Source organism: Streptomyces sp. cf386, from assembly GCF_900103585.1.
Classification (GTDB): Bacteria; Actinomycetota; Actinomycetes; order Streptomycetales; family Streptomycetaceae; genus Streptomyces.
The window spans coordinates 222,819-243,885 of the sequence record NZ_FNHV01000007.1; the positions used below are offsets into that span (position 1 = coordinate 222,819).

The 21,067-nt window shown below is 71.2% G+C and carries 17 protein-coding genes; 11 read left to right on the plus strand and 6 right to left on the minus strand.

What is annotated here, in order from left to right:
- Positions 1 to 31: 31 nt before the first annotated feature.
- From BLU79_RS19715 to BLU79_RS19730, 4 genes are all read left to right on the plus strand, one after another.
- Positions 32 to 1,543, plus strand: a complete 1,512-nt coding sequence (locus BLU79_RS19715) for an NCS1 family nucleobase:cation symporter-1 (RefSeq protein WP_256333384.1) — start codon at positions 32 to 34, stop codon at positions 1,541 to 1,543.
- Between the two features lie 4 nt (positions 1,544 to 1,547).
- Positions 1,548 to 2,261: an aspartate/glutamate racemase family protein gene (locus BLU79_RS19720; RefSeq protein ID WP_093907133.1), complete on the plus strand. Its 714-nt coding sequence runs from the start codon at positions 1,548 to 1,550 to the stop codon at positions 2,259 to 2,261.
- A 380-nt stretch (positions 2,262 to 2,641) separates the two neighbouring features.
- Complete coding sequence (locus BLU79_RS19725; RefSeq protein WP_093907134.1) at positions 2,642 to 3,565, plus strand: hypothetical protein; 924 nt, start codon at positions 2,642 to 2,644, stop codon at positions 3,563 to 3,565.
- A gap of 88 nt (positions 3,566 to 3,653) precedes the next feature.
- Positions 3,654 to 4,115 (plus strand): hypothetical protein, encoded by a 462-nt coding sequence (locus tag BLU79_RS19730; protein ID WP_093907390.1) that lies wholly within the window; start codon positions 3,654 to 3,656, stop codon positions 4,113 to 4,115.
- A gap of 302 nt (positions 4,116 to 4,417) precedes the next feature.
- On the opposite strand, the gene BLU79_RS19735 is transcribed toward BLU79_RS19730, so the two are convergent.
- The 3 genes from BLU79_RS19735 to BLU79_RS19745 all read right to left on the minus strand — a co-directional run bounded on the left by BLU79_RS19735 (position 4,418) and on the right by BLU79_RS19745 (position 6,259).
- Positions 4,418 to 4,885: a GNAT family N-acetyltransferase gene (locus BLU79_RS19735; protein ID WP_177001090.1), complete on the minus strand. Its 468-nt coding sequence runs from the start codon at positions 4,883 to 4,885 to the stop codon at positions 4,418 to 4,420.
- Positions 4,882 to 5,307 carry a RidA family protein gene (locus BLU79_RS19740; protein ID WP_093907136.1) on the minus strand — a complete coding sequence of 142 codons (426 nt, stop codon included), beginning with the start codon at positions 5,305 to 5,307 and terminating at the stop codon, positions 4,882 to 4,884. Before BLU79_RS19740 ends, BLU79_RS19735 begins: the two co-directional genes overlap by 4 nt.
- A gap of 223 nt (positions 5,308 to 5,530) precedes the next feature.
- Positions 5,531 to 6,259, minus strand: a complete 729-nt coding sequence (locus BLU79_RS19745; protein ID WP_256333385.1) for a hypothetical protein — start codon at positions 6,257 to 6,259, stop codon at positions 5,531 to 5,533.
- Positions 6,260 to 6,494: 235 nt separating this feature from the next.
- On the opposite strand from BLU79_RS19745, the gene BLU79_RS19750 reads away from it, so the two are divergent.
- A complete protein-coding gene (locus BLU79_RS19750; RefSeq protein ID WP_256333386.1) occupies positions 6,495 to 7,448 on the plus strand; it encodes a serine/threonine-protein kinase in 954 nt (317 codons plus the stop codon).
- 1,525 nt (positions 7,449 to 8,973) lie between these two features.
- On the opposite strand, the gene BLU79_RS19760 is transcribed toward BLU79_RS19750, so the two are convergent.
- Positions 8,974 to 11,415: a SpoIIE family protein phosphatase gene (locus BLU79_RS19760; protein WP_093907139.1), complete on the minus strand. Its 2,442-nt coding sequence runs from the start codon at positions 11,413 to 11,415 to the stop codon at positions 8,974 to 8,976.
- Between the two features lie 300 nt (positions 11,416 to 11,715).
- Here BLU79_RS19760 and BLU79_RS19765 point away from each other — a divergent pair, with 300 nt between their 5' ends.
- Entirely contained in the window at positions 11,716 to 11,970 is a 255-nt protein-coding gene (locus BLU79_RS19765; RefSeq protein ID WP_093907140.1) for a response regulator transcription factor, read from the plus strand.
- A gap of 191 nt (positions 11,971 to 12,161) precedes the next feature.
- Positions 12,162 to 14,132 carry an FUSC family protein gene (locus tag BLU79_RS19770; RefSeq protein WP_093907141.1) on the plus strand — a complete coding sequence of 657 codons (1,971 nt, stop codon included), beginning with the start codon at positions 12,162 to 12,164 and terminating at the stop codon, positions 14,130 to 14,132.
- A 49-nt stretch (positions 14,133 to 14,181) separates the two neighbouring features.
- Here the strand turns inward: BLU79_RS19770 and BLU79_RS19775 are convergent, their stop codons facing one another.
- The gene (locus BLU79_RS19775; protein WP_093907142.1) at positions 14,182 to 15,135 is read right to left on the minus strand and encodes an endonuclease/exonuclease/phosphatase family protein; all 954 of its coding nucleotides are present in this window, start codon (positions 15,133 to 15,135) and stop codon (positions 14,182 to 14,184) included.
- 128 nt (positions 15,136 to 15,263) lie between these two features.
- On the opposite strand from BLU79_RS19775, the gene BLU79_RS19780 reads away from it, so the two are divergent.
- The 4 genes from BLU79_RS19780 to BLU79_RS19795 all read left to right on the plus strand — a co-directional run bounded on the left by BLU79_RS19780 (position 15,264) and on the right by BLU79_RS19795 (position 19,048).
- A complete protein-coding gene (locus tag BLU79_RS19780; protein ID WP_093907143.1) occupies positions 15,264 to 16,640 on the plus strand; it encodes an amidohydrolase in 1,377 nt (458 codons plus the stop codon).
- Between the two features lie 114 nt (positions 16,641 to 16,754).
- Positions 16,755 to 17,939: a cytochrome P450 family protein gene (locus BLU79_RS19785; RefSeq protein ID WP_093907144.1), complete on the plus strand. Its 1,185-nt coding sequence runs from the start codon at positions 16,755 to 16,757 to the stop codon at positions 17,937 to 17,939.
- An 80-nt stretch (positions 17,940 to 18,019) separates the two neighbouring features.
- Positions 18,020 to 18,709 (plus strand): DUF899 domain-containing protein, encoded by a 690-nt coding sequence (locus BLU79_RS19790; RefSeq protein WP_093907145.1) that lies wholly within the window; start codon positions 18,020 to 18,022, stop codon positions 18,707 to 18,709.
- Positions 18,710 to 18,862: 153 nt separating this feature from the next.
- Positions 18,863 to 19,048 carry a hypothetical protein gene (locus BLU79_RS19795; RefSeq protein WP_093907146.1) on the plus strand — a complete coding sequence of 62 codons (186 nt, stop codon included), beginning with the start codon at positions 18,863 to 18,865 and terminating at the stop codon, positions 19,046 to 19,048.
- A 41-nt stretch (positions 19,049 to 19,089) separates the two neighbouring features.
- On the opposite strand, the gene BLU79_RS19800 is transcribed toward BLU79_RS19795, so the two are convergent.
- Positions 19,090 to 21,033: an ABC transporter ATP-binding protein gene (locus BLU79_RS19800; protein ID WP_093907147.1), complete on the minus strand. Its 1,944-nt coding sequence runs from the start codon at positions 21,031 to 21,033 to the stop codon at positions 19,090 to 19,092.
- Positions 21,034 to 21,067 lie beyond the last annotated feature (34 nt).

Genomic DNA, 21,067 nt, shown 5'->3' on the forward strand with positions numbered 1-21,067 from the left:
TCCTCCACTCCGTCCCCTTCCTGGAGGCCCCGTGTCACTCGCCGACCGTGCCGAAGCCACCGGCACAGCAGCGTTCGTTCCCGATCCCCGGCTCACCAACGAAGACCTCGCCCCCGCGGGCAAGCGCAACTGGAAGGTCTTCGACCTCTTCGCCATGTGGATGTCCGACGTCCACAACCTCGGCAACTACACGTTCGCGGCCGGTCTGCTGGTCCTCGGCATGAACGTGTGGCAGGTGTTCACGTCCTTGCTCGTCGGCTTCGTGATCATCTACATCGGCATGAACTGGATGGGCAGGATCGGCCAGCGCCACGGCGTCCCGTTCCCGGTCGTCAGCCGCATCAGCTTCGGCGTCTGGGGCGCCAACATCCCGGCGCTGATCAGGGCCGTCATCGCCATCATGTGGTACGGCATCCAGACCTACCTGGCCTCTGTCGCCGTCAACATCATGCTGCTGGCCGCCTGGCCTGGACTGGAGTCCTGGACGCACAGTTCCTTCCTGGGCCTGGATGCGCTCGGCTGGGTGTCGTTCCTGTCCCTGTGGCTGCTCCAGGCGTTGATCATCAGCCAGGGCATGGAGTCGGTGCGGAAGTTCCAGGACTTCTGCGGCCCGGCGATCTGGCTGGTGATGATCGCGCTGGCGGTGTGGATCCTCGCCAAGGCGGGCTGGACGATCTCGCTCACCGACACCCCGCACCCGGTGTCCGTCGGCGAGCAGTGGCGGCAGTGGTTCGGCGCGATCGGCCTGATCCTCGCCACGTACGGCACGTTGATGCTCAACTTCTGCGACTTCTCGCGCTTCGCGCCCGACTACCGGACGGTCCGCAAGGGCAACTTCTGGGGCCTGCCCATCAACTCGACGGCATTCGTGGTCGTCTCGGTGATCGTCACGGCCGGTTCGCTGGAGGTGTTCGGCGAGGCCATCACCGACCCGGCGGAGCTGGTGGCCAAGGTCGGCAACACCTGGGTCCTGGTCATCGGGGCGCTGACCTTCGCCATCGCCACCATGGGCGTCAACATCGTCGCCAACTTCGTCTCACCGGCGTACGACCTGGCCAACGTCTGGCCGCAGAAGATCACCTTCAAGGTCGGCGGCATGATCAGCACGGTGGCCGCGCTGGTGGTCACGCCGTGGAACCTCTTCTCGAACCCGACGGTCGTCAACTACTTCCTCGGCGGTCTCGGCGCCTTCCTCGGCCCGCTGTTCGGCGTGATCATGGTCGACTACTACCTGGTCAAGCGCGGCCGCGTGGACGTGAACGAACTGTTCGACGCCACCCCCGGTTCCCGCTACTACTACCGCAAGGGCGTCAACCCCAAGGCGCTGTGGGCGTTCCTGCCGGCGGCGGGGGTCGCGGCGGTGCTGGCGTTGGTGAAGACGTTCAGCGATGTGGCGCCGTACTCATGGTTCATCGGTACGGCGATGGCGGCGGGGCTGTACCTGGTGCTGTGCCGCGGTGAGCGCGCCGCGTCCGGCACCACGGCGGCCGACACCGCGCCCGGCACCGACTCCGCCACCGGTTCCGTGACGCAGGAGGTCTGAAAACGTGCGGATCGTCGTCACCAACTGCAACACCACGCAGGAGATGACCGAGGAGATCGTACGAGGTGCCCGGGCCGCCGCAGGCCCGGGCACCACCGTGCTCGGGCTGACCCCCACGTGGGGACCCGAGTCGGCGGAGGGCTGGCTCGACAGCTACCTCTCGGCGGCGGCGGTCATGGACGCGCTGCGAACGTACGAGGGTCCCGCGTACGACGCCGTGGTCATGGCCGGTTTCGGGGAGCACGGGCGGGAGGGCGTCCGGGAGCTGGTGGATGTGCCGGTCGTCGACATCACGGAGGCGGCGGCGCATCTGGCCTGTCTGCTGGGGCGGCGGTACGGGGTCGTGACCACGCTGGAACGGTCGTGCGGGCAGATCGAGGACAGCCTGGAGACGGCCGGGGTGGGGCGGAACTGCGTCGCCGTGATCGGTACCGGGCTCGGGGTGCTGGAGCTGGAGTCCGGCGAACGCACGGAATCCGCGTTCTTGGCGGCAGCCGAACGGGCGCGGGACGCGGGTGCCGAGGTTCTGGTGCTGGGGTGTGCCGGGATGACCGGGTTGCAGCGGGCGGTGGGGGAGAAGCTGGGGGTTCCGGTGGTCGACGGGGTGGCGGCGGCCGTCAAACTCGCCGAGTCGCTGGTGGGGTTGGGGCTGACGACGAGCCGGGTCGGGGGGTATGCGAAGCCGTTGGTGAAGCGGCGGGTGTGGGGGGCGTCTTAGACGGCATTTGATTTGGTGAGTGGGTGCGACGACTCGTCGGCCGGTAGGAAGCCGCGGGTGGGGGTCAACGGCTGGTGGAGTAGGCCAAGTTCGATGCACAGGTCGGCGACCTTTCCGGGGCCTTGGACCCGACTCTCTGCCTGGGCTGCCTACCCCGGGCCCGCGGGTGCGCGGACCACAGGGGACGCCCCGTAGGACATCCGCCCGATCTTTGTGCCTGTGAACGGGAACTGCTCGGCTGTCGGTGCCGTCACATACGATGATCACTGCCTCGCGGGACGCTCCGGCTGCCTGCGGGCGGGAGCGATTTCGTCAGGGGGGCGGGCACAGGCGTGTCCGCGGCGCCGTCGGCAGGCGCCGGAGCAACGGGGGAAAGACCGGTGAGGAAGCGTGCGTTCGCGTTCGCGTTCGTGAGCAGTGCCCTGGCCGCGCTGATAGCCGTCACGGCCGGCTGTGCGGTCGAGGAGACACCTCGGCGGCCTGACGCGGCGTCTGCCGGGATACGGCCTCTGACCGACGTGGAGCAGTTGCGGATCTCGGACGCCCAGCAGCGGCTGATCCGGGACTGCATGACCCGCCAGGGGTTCGAGTTCCGGGAGGCCGAGCGGCTGAGCCTGGAGGAGAGCCGCACGCTCGGCTATGTGCAGGACGACATCGACTGGGCCCGCAAGCACGGGTACGGCAGCCGGATTCAGGCCAAGGAGGACCGGGCCCGTCGGGCCAACCCCAATCTGGCCTATCGTGCGTCGCTGACGCCTCAGCGGCGGGCTGCCTACGACAAGGCCTTGGACGGCGGGCTCGAAGCGCCCATGATCTCGGCCGACCTGCCCGGCGGCGGAACCATCCGCAAGAAGGTCGGGGGATGCGCTGCCGAGTCCGAGCGGCGGCTCTACGGCGATCTGGAGGCCTGGTTCCGCGCCGACAAGGTCGCCGCCAATCTCAGGCCGCTCTACGTGCCCCAGGTCCTGCGTGACAAGAAGTTCAAAGCGGCGCTGAAGGCATGGGCCCAGTGCATGAAGCGGGCCGGGCACTCCTACGCCGATCCGCCCGCGGCACGGCGTGCCGCTGCCCTGCTGCCGACGGCGGGGACGTCGCCCGACGAGGCGTTCGAGACCGAGCGGGAGCTCGCCACGGACGACGCCACGTGCGCGCGTGCCACGTCCCTGAAGGCCGTCGGCGCCGAGCGGGAGCGGTTCTACGTGGACAGGCTGCGCGACCGCTACGGAGAGGCGCTCGACACGAGCCGCCGTATCCAGCACGAGGCGTTCGCCCGCGCCGCAAAGCTGGTCGGGCCCCGGGCCTGACCACCACAGACCTTCCACGGCTGACCGGCCTGGAAGCAGCGTGTACATGATGCATGTACATGACAAGCACATCAAACGGGAGAGAATCATGCGCAAGAAGCTGACCACCGCCGTGGTGACACTGGGCCTGACGGCCCTGGGCTTCACGATCCCCACGACCGCCCAGGCGGCCTCCGGCTGCAACGCCAAGTGGCCCGGCCGCGACGGTTACGTCCGCGCCTGGGACGGCTACGACTGCCAGGGCGAGCTGCTCGGGGCGTCCGTCGGCAACGACTGGAGCTGGGGCGACGTCGAAGGCGACTTCCAGGAGCAGGACTACAACCGCGCCTCGTCCGTCATGAACAGCGGCTTCATCGGCGGCAAGGACGTCGTGGCCTTCCACTGGATCGCCGGCATGAACAGCGAATACGCCTGCCTGTCGCCGAACGAGTTCTTCGTCGACAACCTCTCCCGCAACAAGTTCACCAACGGCGAGAGCATGGACAACTCGATCGGCTCTCACCGCTGGGTGACCGCCTCCGAGTGCGGGGCGGGCACCTGGATGAGCTGACCCCTAAAGGACGCGGACGGCCCGCCGGCACCTCCGGCCGGCGCGCCGGCCGCGCTGCGGCGCCGTCCGTGTCCTTGAGCTGTCGGTATGGTCCCGGCATAGACTCGCCGGTCATCATGGCGATGGGGCCCACTGCCCTAAGGCCGCGAAGGAGCCGCTGGCACCACCCGCTGGAACAGCTCCCACAGCTCCCCCAGCTCATCCGGCACCAGACGCTCAACAGGACTGGACCGGGGCTGCCCCGGGGGTCACCGGACGCGCATGGGCTCCCTCGGGAGCGACCGCACGGGTCCGGGACCGGCTCAGGTCTGTTCAGGGTGGACCGGACGCCAGTCGAAGCGCACGTCCGGCTCGCGCTCCTCGTTGCCGCTGCCGTCCGTGTGCTCGACGGCGACGAAGCCGTGTCGCTCGTAGAAGCGGTGGGCCGGCTTGTTGACCTGGAAGGTCCACAAGGTCAGGCCGTCTGGTCTGCGCCGCTTGGCGAGGTCGACCAAGCGGTCGCCGATGCCGCGGCCACGCCAGTCGGGGGCGAGGTAGAGCTGGGAGAGCTGGTCACCGTCGAGCACCATGAGGCCGACGACGCCGTCGGCGGCCTCGGCCACCCAGGTCTCCCGCAACGGCACCACCACCTCCCGGAAATACGTCCGCACCTCGTCGTCCGAGTGCGGCCGAACGACCGTCGGCAGCGCGGCGGCGAACGACCGCAGCCAGACGTCGGCGGCGGCACCGGCGTCGGTGGCGAGGGCGCGGCGGAGCGCGATGGGGGTCACGGCCGAGCCACCTCCTCCTGCCCCTCGGGAACGACGGCAGTGGCCGTGATCTCCACCAACTGCCCCGTGTATCCGAGGCAGGCGACCCCGAGCAGCGTCGACGACTGAGGGCCGATGCTCAGCCCGGACGTCTCGACGACCTCCCAGACGGCGGACAACACAGCCGTCTCACTGCTCACCACATAGACGTCGGTCGACAGAACGTGGGCCAAATCGCTGCCCACCGCCCGCAGTTGCTCCTCCAGGTTGGCGATCACCTGCTCGGCCTGCCGTACCGGGTCCCCCTCTCCCACGAGGTTCCCGTCGGCGTCGAGGGGCACGGACCCGGCGAGGAAGGCGAGCTTCGTGCCGGCCTCGACGACGGAGGCGTGGGAGTAGGTGGGGGGCGGGAAGAGGGCGGGGGAGGTGACGCGGCGGATCATGCGGGCTCCTGAGCGGTACGGCGGTATGCCGGTACGACGCTGATATGGGGGCGAGGTCGGTGCGGTGGCGAGGGGCGACGGTCAATCCGCCGATCATGCGCGCCCGCACCGCCGCTCGCATCCGAATTTCCCCGAGCCCGTCGCCGTACGGCCGAAAGGCCCTTTGGTGCAACGGATGCGGCCGTGCGACGGCCCGTCGGCGGCGGCCCCCCACCCGGACAGGTCATCCCGGCGACGACCCGTACCCCCGCTCACGCAGCCGGCGTTCGCACTCCCGCGCAAGGTCCGGATACGCCTGGGCGATGGCCGCGTAGATCCGGCGGCGCAGCAGTTCCTCGGCTGCCGCGCGGCCGGTGCGTCCGTACAACTCGTCGAGGATCTCGTCGCAGCGGGTCAGTCGATGTCGCAGATAGTCCACTTTCCAGCGGTCGAGCGCGCCGGGCTCGGCCCGCTCGACGGTGGCGGGCACCGCGACATGTCCCCGGCGCCACAGCGCCCGCTCCTCGTTTCGGCGGCTGCGGTGCTCGACCGCCAGCGCCGTGAGCCGGTCCGGGGCCAGTCGCGGCACCTCGATGGGTTCCGCAGCGATCCGCGTCAGCACCTCCCTCCGCCTGCGCAGAGCTGCCGCCCGTGCGGCGGCCGACCTGCGCGCGGCAGCGGCCGAGGCGCCTCGGAACTCCTCGCTGTGCTCGGCGGCCTCGACGCGCTCGATGCCGTAGAGGCGGGTCTGCGGGGCGGGGCGGAAGTGCGGGTGGGGGCGCAACAGATCGGGATCGCCCAGGAGTTGGCGAATCATCGCGGGAGTCCACCCCCTGGCCCGCAGTCCGGCTGCGGAGAGGTGGGTGCGGGTGGGCTGCTGGTGCTCTCGGCTCTGCTCCCTGCCCCGCTCCTCGCTCTGCTCTCCGCCCTGCTTCTCACTCCGATCCGTCGGAGTCTTCTCGTGCGTCGTCATCACTGCTTCCCCCGTTGTCGTAACACTGAGTGACGACTTCATTCATAACGTGCGCCACTGACAACGCGACGAAGAGCAGGGATCGAGCGGGTGGAGCGGGACTTGGTGGCCGGTCGGGCGGGAGCGCAGGACAATGGTGGGTGAAGGTGGGTGAACACGAGACTTGCCGGTTGGGTGATGCGCCTGTGGGGCGCCGGTGGCGTGTTGGCCGGTGATGTGCGGATGGGGGCATGCGATGGGTGCCGGACTGATCGGGGCGCAGATCGCGGGCTACCAGGTGGAGTGCGAGCTGGGTCGCGGCGGAATGGCCGTGGTGTACCGGGCCCGGGATCTGCGGCTGGAACGTACGGTGGCGCTGAAGTTGCTGACCCCGGACATGGTCCACAACGACACCTTCCGCCGTCGTTTCGCGCACGAGCAGCGGGTGGCCGCGGCGCTCGACCATCCGCACGTCGTGCCGATCTTCGAGGCCGGTGAGGCGGACGGTGTCCTGTACATCGCCATGCGCTATGTCCCCGGGCTGGATCTGCGGGCCCTGCTCGACCGGGACGGCCCCCTGCCGGTCGACACCGCACTGCGCATCGCCGCGCAGGTGGCGTCCGCCCTCGACGCGGCCCATGAGCACGATCTGGTGCACCGGGATGTCAAGCCCGGCAATGTGCTGATGGGCCGGGGTACGGACAGTGACCACCCCGAGCACGTCTATCTCACGGATTTCGGGCTGACGAAGAAGTCGCTGTCGCTGACCGGCTTCACGTCCGTGGGGGAGTTCGTCGGCACGCTCGACTATGTGGCACCGGAGCAGGTCGCGGGCCGTCCGGTGGACGGCAGGTGCGATCTGTACAGCCTCGCCTGCGTCGTCTACGAAACCCTCGCGGGCGGGCCGCCCTTCCAGCGGGACGACAGCATGGAACTGCTGTGGGCCCACCAATACGATCAGCCGCCCGCCTTGAGCGAGCGGCGGCCGGGTACTCCGTCGGCGATGGACGCGGTCGTGGACCGGGCCCTGGCCAAGGTTCCCGAGGACCGTTACGACTCCTGCCTGGAATTCGTGGCGGCGTTGCGCGCCGCGGCGCAGGGTGCCCGGCCGGCCGCCCATGCGCCGCCCCAGGGGGACCGGACTGCTGGGCCGCCTCCTGATCCGCCCCCGTGGGCCCGGCCGGTCTTTGCCCGGGGGCTCGGTCGCTGAGCGGGGACCTGTGGCGTTCGTGGGCTGATTGAGGGTGCGGGCCCTGCGCGGCGACGGCAGCGGGTTTTGTAGCGGGTGATCCAGCAGAAGACGGCGCCGGGCGGCAGGTTCGGGCGCTGTCGAAGCGGCGGGCGCCGCGCGGTGTCTCGCGTTTGAGGGCGACGCCGAACAAGTCGCCGAGGGCATGGCCCGCCCGCGTGTCGGCCGCTCTCCCTCGGCTGCCACACTCCCAACCTGTTTGATACGCCGCACGATCGGGGGCGAACAGGCCTTTGCCGCAGGGCAGTTCACCCTCAAGTGCGACCGGACGCGCCCGTCGTCTGCTCCTCCGCTCGCGCCTGCGCGGGTCGCCCGATCCGTCCGGCCGAAGGCGCCTCGCCCACCGCCTCCGTGCGGTACCCGGCGGCTTCGGGTCTGTCAAGTCCCGAGCCCTCGGAACATGACCCGACGGGACGAATGGCGCCTACTGGAAGTGCAAGGCAGGCCTCACCGGAACTAACCGGAAGAAACGAGGCATCGCGGCACAGGTCAGTGCCTTTCACTTCAGGAGGAACCATGAACTTTACGACCCGCACTCGCAAGGACGCCCGTCCCAAGCGTCGGTTCGGCGTAGCCACACTGGTGGCGTCGGCCGTGGTCGTCACCGGAGGCGTCATCCTGCCCGCCACCGCCGCAACGGCGGCCCCGATGTCCCCGACGTCGGCGGCGGCCATAGCGACCCAGCATGGTCACGGTCACGGTCACGGTCACGGTCACGGGCACGGTCATGGGCATGGCCACGGTCACGGGCATGGTCACGGGCATGGTCACGGTCACGGTCACGGGCATGGCCACGGTCACGGGCACCGCTGAGGCCCCAGCTGAGGAAGCCCGGTCGAGGAACAGGCCCCCTAGGGCGCGTGCGGCGAGAACGGGAGGCGGTGGTGACGCCGTCCCCCGCTCTTGCCGACGGAACCGAATTGCGGGCACGACGCCCACTGCGACGGGGTGAGAGCCAGCGCGGCATTCCCCCCGTCTCCTTTTGCACCTCCCCCGAATCCGACCCTCCCCGAAAAGATCCGGCACTCATGTCCACACGGCTCTGGCGGCGATGCCTCGCCCAGACGGCACACCCCCGCACGATCGCCCCCAGGGCGGCCCGCACACCCACGCCACACCATGCGGCGCCCACGCCCCGCCGATCGCCGCACGGCCTGGGCCTTGGCCTCCCGGACAGGTGGGCTGGTTCGATCGCTCGTTCAGAAAGCGGGGCGTTGCGGCCCACCGGGCGGCGCCGACGAGGCGCTGCGAGGATGCCACCGGCTGTCCGGCAGCCCCGCGAGCGGGCGCCGCCCTCCTGGTCGACTACCTCGGTATGCCGCGGGTGCGCTGCGCCCGCGGCACACTCATGCCCGCGGCATACTCGTGCTCGTCGTCGGCCGCACGACAGCGCGTACCCGACGGGTGGGCGCCATGCGGTGTGAACTCCTCACCCGCAGACGGGGCCGTATGCCAGGCTCCCCGGCGCCCGGGAACGCGGTGCCTTTCAGTCCGGGGTGAGGAACTGTTCGGCCCAGACGGTCTTGCCGATCGCCTCGTGGCGGGTGCCCCAGCGCTGGGCGAGCTGGGCGACCAGGAGCAGGCCGCGTCCTCCCTCGTCGAAGATCCGGGCGCGGCGCAGGTGCGGGGCGGTGCTGCTGGAGTCGAAGACCTCGCAGATGAGGGTGTGGCCATCGTGGATCAGGCGCAGCCGGACGGGCTCGTGGCCGTAGCGCAGGGCGTTGGTGACCAGTTCGCTGACCACGAGTTCGGTGACGAACCCGGCCTCCTCCAGATGCCAGGCGGCCAGCTGGTCGGTGGCCAGCCTGCGGGCCTCGGCGACGACCGTGGGATCGAAGGACAGTTCCCAGGTGGCGACCCGGTCGGCGCCGAGACTGCGGGTGCGGGCGACGAGCAGGGCGATGTCGTCGTCCGGCGGGTGGGTCAGCATGGCGGCGAGGAGCCGGTCGCAGACGGTGTCCGGCGCCGAGGCGGGGCGGGCGAGGGTGGCGAACATCTTGTCCAGGGCCTCGTCGATGTCATGGTCGCGTACTTCGAGCAGGCCATCGGTGTACAGGGCGATCAGGCTGCCCTCGGCCAACTCGGTCTCGACGGTCTCGAAGGGCAGGCCGCCGAGGCCCAGGGGCGGTCCGGGCGGGACGTCGAGGAAGCGCACCGTGCCGTCGGGGCCGACCACGGCGGGTGGGGGGTGGCCGGCCCGTGCCAGTGTCAGGCGTCGCGAGATGGGGTCGTAGACGCCGTACAGGCAGGTGGTGCCGATGCCCGCGGCGCCCTGCGCGGACTCCTGGGGCCCGGCCTCCTCGGCGGACAGATGCACCACGAGATCGTCGAGGTGGGTCAGCAGTTCATCAGGCGGCATGTCGACGTCGGCCAGGGTGCGTACCGCGGTGCGCACCCGGCCCATGGTCGCCGACGCACGGATGCCATGACCGACCACATCGCCCACCACCAGCGCCACCCGGGAGCCCGACAGCGGGATCACGTCGAACCAGTCGCCGCCCACCCCGGCCCGGCCACCGGCCGGCAGATAACGGGTGGCGACGTCCAGGGCCTGCTGATCGGACAACGTCTGCGGTAGCAGACTGCGCTGCAGGGTCACGGTGGTGGTGTGCGCCCGACCGCGGTGCCGGGCTCGGTGGATCCCCTCGGCCGCCGTGCCCGCGAGCTGCTCGCCCAGCCACACATCGTCCGTGTCGAAGGGCTCGCGGCGCCGGTGTCGGCCCAGCAGCATCACACCGAGTACGCCGCCCTCGGTGCGCAGCGGCACCACCATCACCGAATGCACCCCCGCGCGGCCGATCCAGGCGGCCTGAGGGTCCTCGTCCGCCCACCGGGCGAGGGCCGGCTCGGCCACCCCGTACACGGCCGCCCGCCCCTCGGTCAGGCACCGGGTCACCGGCGAGACGGCCGGGTAGCGGACTGACTCACCTACCGTGACCGGAACGCCGGCGTCCCCGACGACGGAGCGCACCGCGACACGGCTCAAGCGCACCCGCCCCGCCGACCCGGGCGGTACGACAGCGCCCGCCCCGCCGCCGTACCAGAAGTCGTCCAGCACTTCGACGGCGGCGAAGTCGGCCACAGCGGGCACCGCGACCTCGGCCAGTTCCTGCGCCGTGCGTTCGGCGTCGTCGGTGGTGCCGATGCGAGCCTGGTCCTGAAGCAGCATCCGCTGCCGGGCCGGAAACGCCCCCGTCGTGGGGGGCGCCACCAGACACACCCCGCGCAGCCGGCCGTCCGCGTCCTTCAGTGGAGCCAGTGACGCCGACCAGGCGCCCTCCGCACCCACACCGCCCGGGCCGATCAGATCCGCGACATGCTGCACCCCGCCCCCCTCCACCACGAGCCGCATCCCCGCCTCGGCCCGATCACTCGACGGATGCGGCGCAAGCTCCGCCAGCCTCCACCCGCGCATCTCCTCCTCGCTCAGCGACAGCGCCCCTTCCAGTACGGCGTTCGCCGCCACCAGCCGCAGCTCCAGATCAAAGACCCCGACGGCGCAGGGCAACTGGCGAAGCACCCACTCCCCGAACACTCCACCGCCGGGCAGCACCTCCGCCGGCATCGACGACGGTCCGTCGGCCGCCCTCGCCACCACCAGCCACTCGGTCGCCGCGCCCCCGGATGCCCGGCGGTGCGCCAGCAGCCGTTGGTTCAGGCGCCGACCGTCCCGATGCCGCAACACCGCCGTACCGCTCCACCCCCGACGCCCGGCCACGACCCGCTGCGCACTCTCCCCGACATCACCGGCCAGCAGTCGCGCCGCCGGATGCCCCACCACCTCCGCCGGTCCGTAGCCCAGGAGCCGCCCGGCCTCCTCGCTCCACCCCGTCACGATGCCCCGCTCATCCACCGTGGCCGTGCACGCCGGCTGAGACACGGCACCCGTCCGTGCCCGCTCGCCGGAAGGGGAGGAAGGTTGCGCCATCACCGCTCCTCTGGCCGTTCAGGTACCTGCGGCACCCCTAACCAGCGTGCTGCTGAAGCGTGCGGACCACCAACCGGAAACCCTCATTCCCACGGCCGGTCCCGGCCGGACCAGGCCTGACAGTTGGCGAACACTTGGGCGGAACTTTGCCTGTGACACGCCTGTGACAACGGGCGGACGCGGCGATGACGTTCTCCAGACATCGTCTTTACAAGGGACAAACAGCAGCAATAAGACATTCTCTTCTGCTTTCAAGGGTGCGAGCGGAGACGACCGAGCCGACCGCCGGAGAACACCCCCATGAACCTCATCGCCACCCCCGCCGAAGCCGCCACTCCCACCGAAGCGGACACTCCCACCGAAGCCGCCACGCTCGCCCCCCGCGAACGGGAGACCCTGCGCCACATCGCCGCAGGCCAGACCTACGGCCAAGCGGCCCGCGACATGGGGCTCTCCCGGCACACCGTCGACGCCTACCTCCGCCGCATCCGTGCCAAGTTCCAGGTCAACACCACCGCGGAACTCACCCGCCTCGCCATCGCCCTCGGCCTGTGAACCGCGATCGCGTCGAGGACGAGCGGCGATTGCGTTCATAAAGAACGTGGCCCTGCCACGCATCGTCACATCCTCGAAATACGGCCGTTCCATCCCCTCCAAGACCTCGACCTACCGTGGGCAGCACAACCCACCGCCCGGCCACCGTCGCCCGAAGGCGCCCGCCCCGCCCTCGTCCCGACAGGAGCCCTGTGACCCGCCCCGCGGCCCCGACGTTCACCCTTCCGCCCTGGCTGGCCCACGCACTGCGCGCCCAGCGCGGCCCGGTCCCCTGGAGCGCGGTCACCCGAGGGGCACTCGCCGCCGGGCCGCTCCTCCTCGCCGCGGTCCTCGTCGACCGCGTCTCCCTCGGTGTCGTCGCCGCCATCGCCGCCATGCTCGCCGGCATCAACGACCGCCCCGGCAGCCGCCGCGCCTCCGTCAAGCGGCTGGGGGTACCCGCGCTCGCCGGGGCATGCGGGATGTTCGTCGGGACGTACACCGGGGACCACCTCGGGGCCCTACCGCTCACCCTTCTCCTGACCGGCCTCGGGCTCTTCGCCGGTGGCATCAGCGCCGTCGGACCGGTGGCCTCCGGTGCCGGTACCCAGCTTCTCGTCGCCGCCGCCATCGGGGCCGGGATGCCGTTGCCCGAGAGCGGCTGGCAGCGGGTGCTCGCCTATCTCGCCGGTGCCGTCTGGCTGCTCGCGTTGCGGCTCGCGCTTCCCACCCCCGGCTCACTCGCCGGGGACTTCCGGTTCGACGGCGAGCGGGACGCGGTCGCGGGGGTGTACGACGCCGTCGCCGAGCTGCTCGACGCCGTGGGCACCGACCGCGCCATCGCCCGCCGCGTCGCGCTCACCGCCGCCCTCGACCACGCACAGGACGCCCTCACCGGACCCCGGCTGCGGCGGTACGCCTCCTCCTCCGCCGAGCGGCGGCTGCACGCGCAGTACGCCGCCGCGCTGCCGCTCGCCGAGGCCGCCACCGCGCTCGCCTGGGCCGGGGAGGCCCTGTCGGCCCGCGCTTCCGAGGGCCCCCGGCGCCTCGCCGTCGCCGTACGCGACAACACGCACACCGGCCCGCTCCCCGCCCCGTCCCGTTCCGCGCCCGCGCTGCGCGCCCTCGACGACGCCCTGCTGCATGCCGCCGAGGCCTTCGACCGCAGCAAGGGCACCAGCGACCTGCACACCCGGCGCCGTACGCCAAAGGACCTCCTCCGGTCGGTGTTCGGGGCCGGCGGACGGGAGTACGGGCTGCGCGTCGCCCTCTGCTTCGGGGCGAGCGCCGGCATCGCCCAGGCCCTGCACCACGCCCGGTGGTACGGGGAGCACGAGCACTGGTACTGGCTCCCCGCCACCGCCGTCTTCCTCGTCAAGCCCGACCTCGGTCCCCTCGCGTCCAGGGTGCTGTGCCGGGCCGCGGGCACCGTGCTGGGAGCCCTCCTTTTCGCCGGGTTCGCGGCCGTGCTGCCGCGGTCGGAAGGGCTCATCGCGCTCGTGGCGCTCAGCGGCGCCCTCATCCCCGTGGCCACCCGTCACTTCGCCGCCCAGACCGCCGTCGTGACCGTCCTCGTGCTCGCCCTGGTGATGGTCGGCGGCGAACCGCAAGCCTCCGTCAGCCGGATCGGGGAGACGCTGCTGGCCTGCGCGATCGTCCTGGTCGTGGGGCATCTGCCGATGCCGGGGCAGCGGGGCGGGGGCGTACGGGCGCGACTCGCCGCGGCGAGCCGGGCCGCGCATGCCTACCTCGCGCATGTGCTGAGCGAGGGCGAGGGCGAGGCCGGTGCCGGTGCCCGTGTAGGGACGGATGCCGATTCCGATGCCGACCATGACAGGTACGACGACCACGCCCCTCAGGGTCACCCGGCCGCCTCCGCCGACCGCGCCCTCCGCTGGACCCTCCGCCGTGAGGCCTACCGTGCGCTCGCCGAGGCCCGTACCGCCATCGCCCTCGCCTCCGCCGAACTGCCCGCGCTCGCCCGGCACGCGGAGGGCGCTCACGAACTCGCCGACGCTCTGGAGAGGCTCGTCGACACGACCACCGCATGCGCCGTCCACCTCGACGACACCGGTCGGCTCACGCCCCACCACACCCAGCGCCTCGCCGAACTCCTCGACGAACTGGCGACAGGACGGCAGCGCATGGGGCTGCACCAGCCGGAGCTGCCCGTCGCCGTGTGAGGCCGCCCCCTCAGCCCGCCGCCCAGCCCCCTGAGTCCCCTACGTCCCTTCAGCCCCCGACCCGCACCCAGACCGGCGCATGATCCGACCCCGCCGCACCCCGCCGCTCCTGCGGATCCGCCCCCACCGACGGCAGCTCCGGCGAACCGGCCCCCGGCAGCCCCGTGCCCGCCGCCGTCACCCGGTGGATCAGGCGATGGCTGCACAGGATGTGGTCGATCAGCTCATGCCGCCCGGAGTTGACACGCGAGAAGCGCCGGTCGGCCGGGATCAGGGGTGCCACGTTCCACAGGCGGCCCAGGTCGCCCTTGTCCTTGACCTTGAAGCCCGGGGTGCCGATCTCCGAGCCGGGCGGGCCCAGCAGGATCTGGGTCGTCGCCGCCTGTACCTCGTCGTTCAGGTCGCCCAGTACCGCGACGTCCCGCTCGCGTCCGTCACCGGCCAGCAGTACGTCGGCCAGCGCGCGCAGCGCCGTGGCCTCGGCCGCCCGCCGGTAGAGGGCGTACGCCCCGTAGCGTGCCCGTTCGCCCTCGTCCCGGGGCTGGAAGCGGTCGCCGGGGTAGGACAGCAGCTTCGACTTGAGGTGGGCGACCGCCACCCGTACCGGTCCGGCCGCCGTCTCCGTCTCGACCGAGAGGAAGCCCCGCCCCGACCGCGCCACCGTTTCGCCGTCGTCGCCCACCTGCACCGGGCCCAGCTTCGCCGGGAACGCGTCCGTGTCGTGCAGGACCCTGAGCTCCGTACGGCTGAGGAAACCGACCCGGATGCCCCGGCCGTCCGGATGCTCGGAGAGCGCGACGTGCCAGTCGCCGCCCAGCATCCCGACCAGGTCCCGCAGCGCCTCCGGTTCCCCGACCTCCTGGACGCCGAGCAGCGCAGGGTCGAGCTCGGCCACGACCGCCGCCAGCGCGGCGAGCTTCGTCTCGTACGCGGCCTTGTCCTGGGGGCCGAACTCGCCGCCGGGCCGGTACAGGTTCTCCAGGTTCCAGGTGCCGAGGAGCATGCCGGGCCTCTTTCCGCGAGCCGTGGTGGTGAGGCCAGCGTGCTCGGCCGGGCCGCCTCGCGACAGAGCGGTGACGGGATGCGCGGTTCGGCTCACGCGGCGCGACCACACCGTCGTACGTTGGCGTAATGAGTGACTCTCGCGCCGATCTCGTCATCACCGGATGCACCGTCCTCGTGCACGACGATCAAGAGCGCATCGGGTTCGAGGAGAACGCGACGATCGTCGTACGAGACGGAGTCATCGAGTCCGTCACCACCGGCCCGGCGAAAACCGAAGCCGGGACCCAAGCCGAGACCGAAGTCGAAGCCGGACAACGCATTGACGCGGGCGGACAGGTGGCCCTCCCGGGGCTCGTCAACTGCCACACCCACGCCCCCATGGTCGCCCTGCGCGGGGTCGCCGAGGACCTGCCGACCGAGGAGTGGTTCAACGACGTCGTCTGGCCCGTCGAGTCCAACCTCACGGAGAAGGACGTGGAGTTGGGCGCCCGGCTCGCCTGCGCCGAGATGATCCGCGGCGGCGTCACCTGCTTCGCCGACCACTACTTCTCGATGGATGCCGTCGCAGCCGTTGTGGCGGAGTGCGGGATGCGGGCACACCTCGGGGAGGCCTACTTCTCCTCCCAGGGTCCTCAAGGGCGGGAGAAATCAGTGGAGTTCGCGCTACGGCAGCGCGGCGCCGCCGACGGCCGTATCACCACCGCCCTCGCCCCGCACGCCCCCTACACCGTCGACGACGCCGACCTCGCCGCCACCGCCGAACTCGCCCGCGAGCACGGCCTCCCCGTCCACCTCCACGCCTCCGAGAACCGCGACCAGGCCGAGACCAGCCTCGCCCGCCACGGCGTCACCCCCATCGAAGTCCTCGCCCGCACCGGAATCCTCGACACCGACGTCCTCATCGCGCACGCCACGGGCATCCTCGACCGCGACCTGCCTGTGCTCCGCGACGTCACCGGCCGCGTCGCCGTCGCCACCGCGCCCCGCGGCTACCTCAAGTTCGCCTGGCCCACCACCACACCCGTACGCGCCCTGCACGACCTCGGCATCCCCGTCGGCCTCGCCACCGACGGCGCCGCCTCCAACAACTCCCTCGACGTATGGGAGTCGATGGCCCTCACCGCCCTCATCCAGAAGTCGACCACCGGCGACCCCCGCTGGCTGACATCCCGTCAGGCCCTGCACCACGCCACACTCCAGAGCGCCCGCGCGGTAGGACTCGGGGAGACGGTCGGCAGCATCGCCCCCGGCCGCCGCGCCGACATCATCCTGGTCGACCTCACCGGCCCGCACACCCAGCCCGTCCACGACCTCGCCGCCACCCTCGTGCACAGCGCCCGCTCCTCCGACGTCCGCACGACGATCGTCGACGGGCGGGTCCTGATGCGCGACCGGGAGCTGTTGACGATCGATGTGCCGACGGTGGTACGGGAGTTGGGGGAGCGCATGCCGGCTCTGCTCGATCGGAGTCATGGCAAGCGGGTCCAGGAATACAACACCTGAAATCCGGTCGCTCCGACCGCCTTCGGGCAGGGAGTCGTGGACGTCGTCGGCCAACTCGCCCAGGGCGTGACGCAGTCGGGCAGCCCGTGATCTCCCGGCACTAGGCTGATCCGCATGGATCCCGCCGACGGCCTCCTCGACCACCCCCACGACGTGTACCGGCGCCTTCGGGACACCGCCCCGGTGCACCGGATCGCCGGCACGGACGGCAATCCCGCCTGGCTCGTCACCCGGTACGAGGACGTGCGTGAGGCCCTCACCGATGCACGGCTCTCCGTGGACAAGAGGCATGCGAAGGAGGGCAACTACACGGGCTTCGCCCTGCCGCCGGCCCTCGACGCCAACCTCCTCAACATGGAACCGCCCGACCACACCCGCATCCGCCGACTGGTCGTCCGCGCCTTCACCCCGCGCCGTGTCGAACAACTCCGTACGCCGATCAGGCAGACCGCCGACCGCCTCCTCGACGAGCTCGGCCCGCACGGCACCGCGGACCTGATCGCCGCCTACGCGGCGCCTTTGCCGATCACCGTCATCTGCGACCTCCTCGGCATCCCTGACCGGCACCGGCATGACTTCCGGGCCTGGACCGACACGCTCGTCGCGCCCGACCCCGCCCGTCCGCAGGCGGCGAAAGGCGCGGTCGCGGCGATGCTCGGCTTCTTCACCGAGCTCCTGGCGGACAAGCGCGCGGAGCCCGCCGACGATCTGCTCTCCGACCTCATCGCGGTCCGCGACACCGACGGCGACCGGCTCGGCGAGGACGAGTTGATGTCCCTCGCCTTCCTCATCCTGTTCGCCGGGTACGAGAACACCGTGCAGCTCATCGGCAACGCCGTGCTCGCGCTGCTCGGCCATCCGGAGCAGCTCGCCGCCCTGCGCGCCGATCCCTCCCGAATCCCGCAAGCCGTCGAGGAGTTCGCCCGCTACGACGGCCCCGCCCTGCTCGCCATCCGCCGCTTCCCGACCGAGGACGTCACCATCGGAGGGGTCACCGTCCCGGCCGGCGACACCGTCCTGCTCTCCCTCTCCGCCGCCAACCGCGACCCGGCCCGCTTCCCCGCCCCCGACCGCCTCGACCTGGCCCGCGACGCCTCCGGGCACCTCGCCCTCGGGCACGGCATCCACTACTGCCTCGGCGCCCCGCTGGCCCGCGCCGAGACGGAGATCGCCCTGGTCGCGCTGCTCGAACGGTTCCCGGAACTCGCCCTGGTCGAAGGCGACCCGCGGTGGCGTCGCTCGCTGCGCGCGCGTGGCCTGCTCGCGCTGCCGGTGACGTACGCCGAAAAAATCTCCTGAAGTTCTCCGGGCGCGGCGATGAGTTCCGCCCTTCCCGCCGGTCACCACCCGGAAGGGACCGTTGCACAGGAGGGGCGCCCATGTCGCTTCCGGAGATCGTCTCGCGCGCGCAGTGGCGTGCGGCGCGCGCAGAACTGCTGGTCAAGGAGAAGGCGGTCACGCGCGCGCGTGACGCGCTGGGCGCCGAGCGGCGCAGACTGCCCATGGTCGAGGTCGAGGAGGAGTACGTCTTCGAGGGCGGCGACGGCAAGGCCACGCTGCTCGACCTCTTCGAGGGGCGGCACCAACTCGTCGTCTACCACTTCATGTTCGCCCCCGAATGGGACGCCGGCTGCCGCAGCTGCTCGGGGTTCCTGGACCAGATCGGGCATCTGGCGCACCTCAAGGCACGCGGCACGACGCTGGTCGCCGTCTCCCGGGCGCCGTACCCGAAGATCCTGCCGTTCAAGGCGCGCATGGGGTGGACGGTGCCCTGGTACTCGTCCTGCGGCAGCGACTTCAACCACGACTTCGAGGCGACCCTGGAGCACGAGGGCGAGGTGGTGGAGCGGCCCGGCGTCAGCTGCTTCCTGCGGGACCGGGACCGTGTCTTCCACACCTACTCGACGTATGAGCGCGGCCTGGACGGGCTGGGCTCGACCACCGGCTTCCTGGACCTCACCGCGCTGGGCCGGCAGGAGGAGTGGGAGGAGCCCAAGGGGCGCGCGTCGGCTCTTGGGGCGCCTGCGGGCAGCGAGCGCGTCCGATATCACGACGAGTACGAGGATTGACACATGGCGTAACATTTGATCATCGAGAGTGAGCAGATGCTCACACATCGCGGTGAACGAGTGTCAACTACGTCTCAGTCCCGTCACCGGGCGAGGCGTTTCACCTCCGACAGGCGTTAACTCCTACAAGTACGACGCTTATCGGAGGTCAGGATGGTGAACGGGCGAACAGTGCTCGAACGCTTCCCTGCGGGCGGTCCGCGTGGATCGTGGCCGGCGGAGGAGTTCGCACACGCGCGGCGGATGGAAGGTCTGGCGGCCGAGGTCGTGATGGACCTCGCGACGGACGCGTTCCTGGTGATCATCCCCGGCGAGGTCGTGGCTGACGCCGCCGCGTGAGACGAGAGCGGGTTCGGCTTCCCGCCGAGCCCCCGTGCTGATCAGCCCGCCTCAGGGGCGGGCACCCGCGTCGTGAACTGCTCCGCCTGGAGCGAGTACAGCTCCGCGTAGACACCGCCGGTGGCCAGCAGCTCGTCCGGGGTCCCGGACTCCACCAGCCTGCCCTGGTCGAGGACGTGCACCAGATCGGCATGGCGTACGGACGCCAGCCGGTGCGTGATGAGGACGACCGTCTGGCCCGCGGAGGCCAAGGCGCGGATCTTGTCGAAGACCTCCAGCTCGGCCCGTGCGTCCAGCGCCGCCGTGGGTTCGTCCACGATCAGGATGTGGCCGCGCCGGTACGCCGCCCGAGCGATCCCGAGCCGCTGCCACTGCCCGCCGGACAGCTCGTGCCCGCCGCTGAACTGGCGGGCCAGCAGGGTGTCCAGGCCGCGTGGCAGATCGGCCACCACGTCCTCGGCCCCGGCCTCGGCGAGCGAGGCGCTCAGACGTTCCTCGGTGAGGGGTGCGGAGGAGCGGCCGACGGCGACATTGACCTTGGCCGTGAACGGCCAGCGTTTGAAGTCCTGGGCCACCATCGCGATGCGCTCGGCGAGTTGGTGCCGGTCGGCCGTGGCCGCGTCGACGCCGTCCCAGAGGATGCGGCCCCGGTCCGGGGTGTACAGGCCGGCCAGCAGCTTGACCAGGGTGGTCTTGCCGGAGCCGTTCTCACCGACCAGCGCGACGATCCGGCCGAGGGGGAGGGTGAGCGTGACGTCGTCGAGGGCGGGCCGGGCGGATTCACCGGGGTAGCCGAAGCTGACGTTCTCGAACCGGATCTCCTGCGGATCCTCGGGCAGCGGCACCCCGCCGACCGGAATCGCCCGCTCGGCCGCCTCGATGTACAGCCGCTGCAGATCGCCCACGAAGAGGGCCTCCTCATGGAGCGCGTTGACCTCCAGGACGAGGCTGTCGAGGCTCGACGAGCCGGTGCGGATGGCGATGACGGCCGTACCCGCCACGGAGAGCGCCATCGCACCGGCGAGCAGCAGTCCACCGAGGGTCGCGTACGTCGCGACGGTCGCGAGCCCCGTCCACGCCGCGGCGATGAGCCCCGTACGCGCCGCCAGCCGCGCCAGCCGGGCCTGCTCCGCCTCCGCCGTCTCCGACATCGCCCGGTAGTGGCGCAGGAGGAAGGGCCCGACCCCATGGACCCGGATCTCGGGTGCCGCGGCGGGCTCCGTCAGCAGCCCGCTGATCAGGTGGCCGGCGCGAGAGTGCTGCACCCAGGTGTGGAAGGACTCGTAGCGGCGCCGGGCGTTGGTCAGGGCGCTCCAGGCGCTGGGCAGGGTCATGGTGGCGAGGAGCGGCAGCAGGGCGGGGTGCAGCACGGCGAGCACTCCCGCCGCGGCGATCAGCGAGATACCCGCGTTCACGACACGCGCGCTGTACGCGATCATGCGGCGGGCGGAGGAGGCGCCGTACTGCGCGGTGTCCAGCAGCTTGTGGAAGGCGTGGTCCTCGATCGCGGCCAGCTCCACGGCGGCGGCCCGCTCCAGATACAGCTCGGTCGCCACGCGCTCCACCTTGGGTTCCAGGCGGCCGGTGGCGTACGTCGACGCGGCCCGCAGCAGCGTCGAGACGAGCATGACGACGGCCATGGCGACCAGCGCGGGAACGGCACCCCGTAACCGCTCCTCGAGCGCCCCGCCCCCGATCAGCCGCCCCAGCACACTGTTGACGGCGAGCAGCCCGACCGCCTGACCCAGCCCTCGCCCCACCTCGGCCACCAGCACGGTCCGCGCGGCCCGCCGATCGGCCTGCCAGGCCAGCCGGAAACTGGACGCCAACAGCGACGGCAACCGCGTCACCATGGCCCGGAAGGTCAGCTCCAAGAAGGCGTCCCGATGCTGATTCCACCCCATGTCGTACCGCAGAGGCCCCCCGAACAACAGCCGCTCCGACTCGGAAACCCCGCCCTCGACACCATCCTTCTTCTTCCCCACCGCCCAGCCTCCCCCGACTGTCGCTCGTGACGGA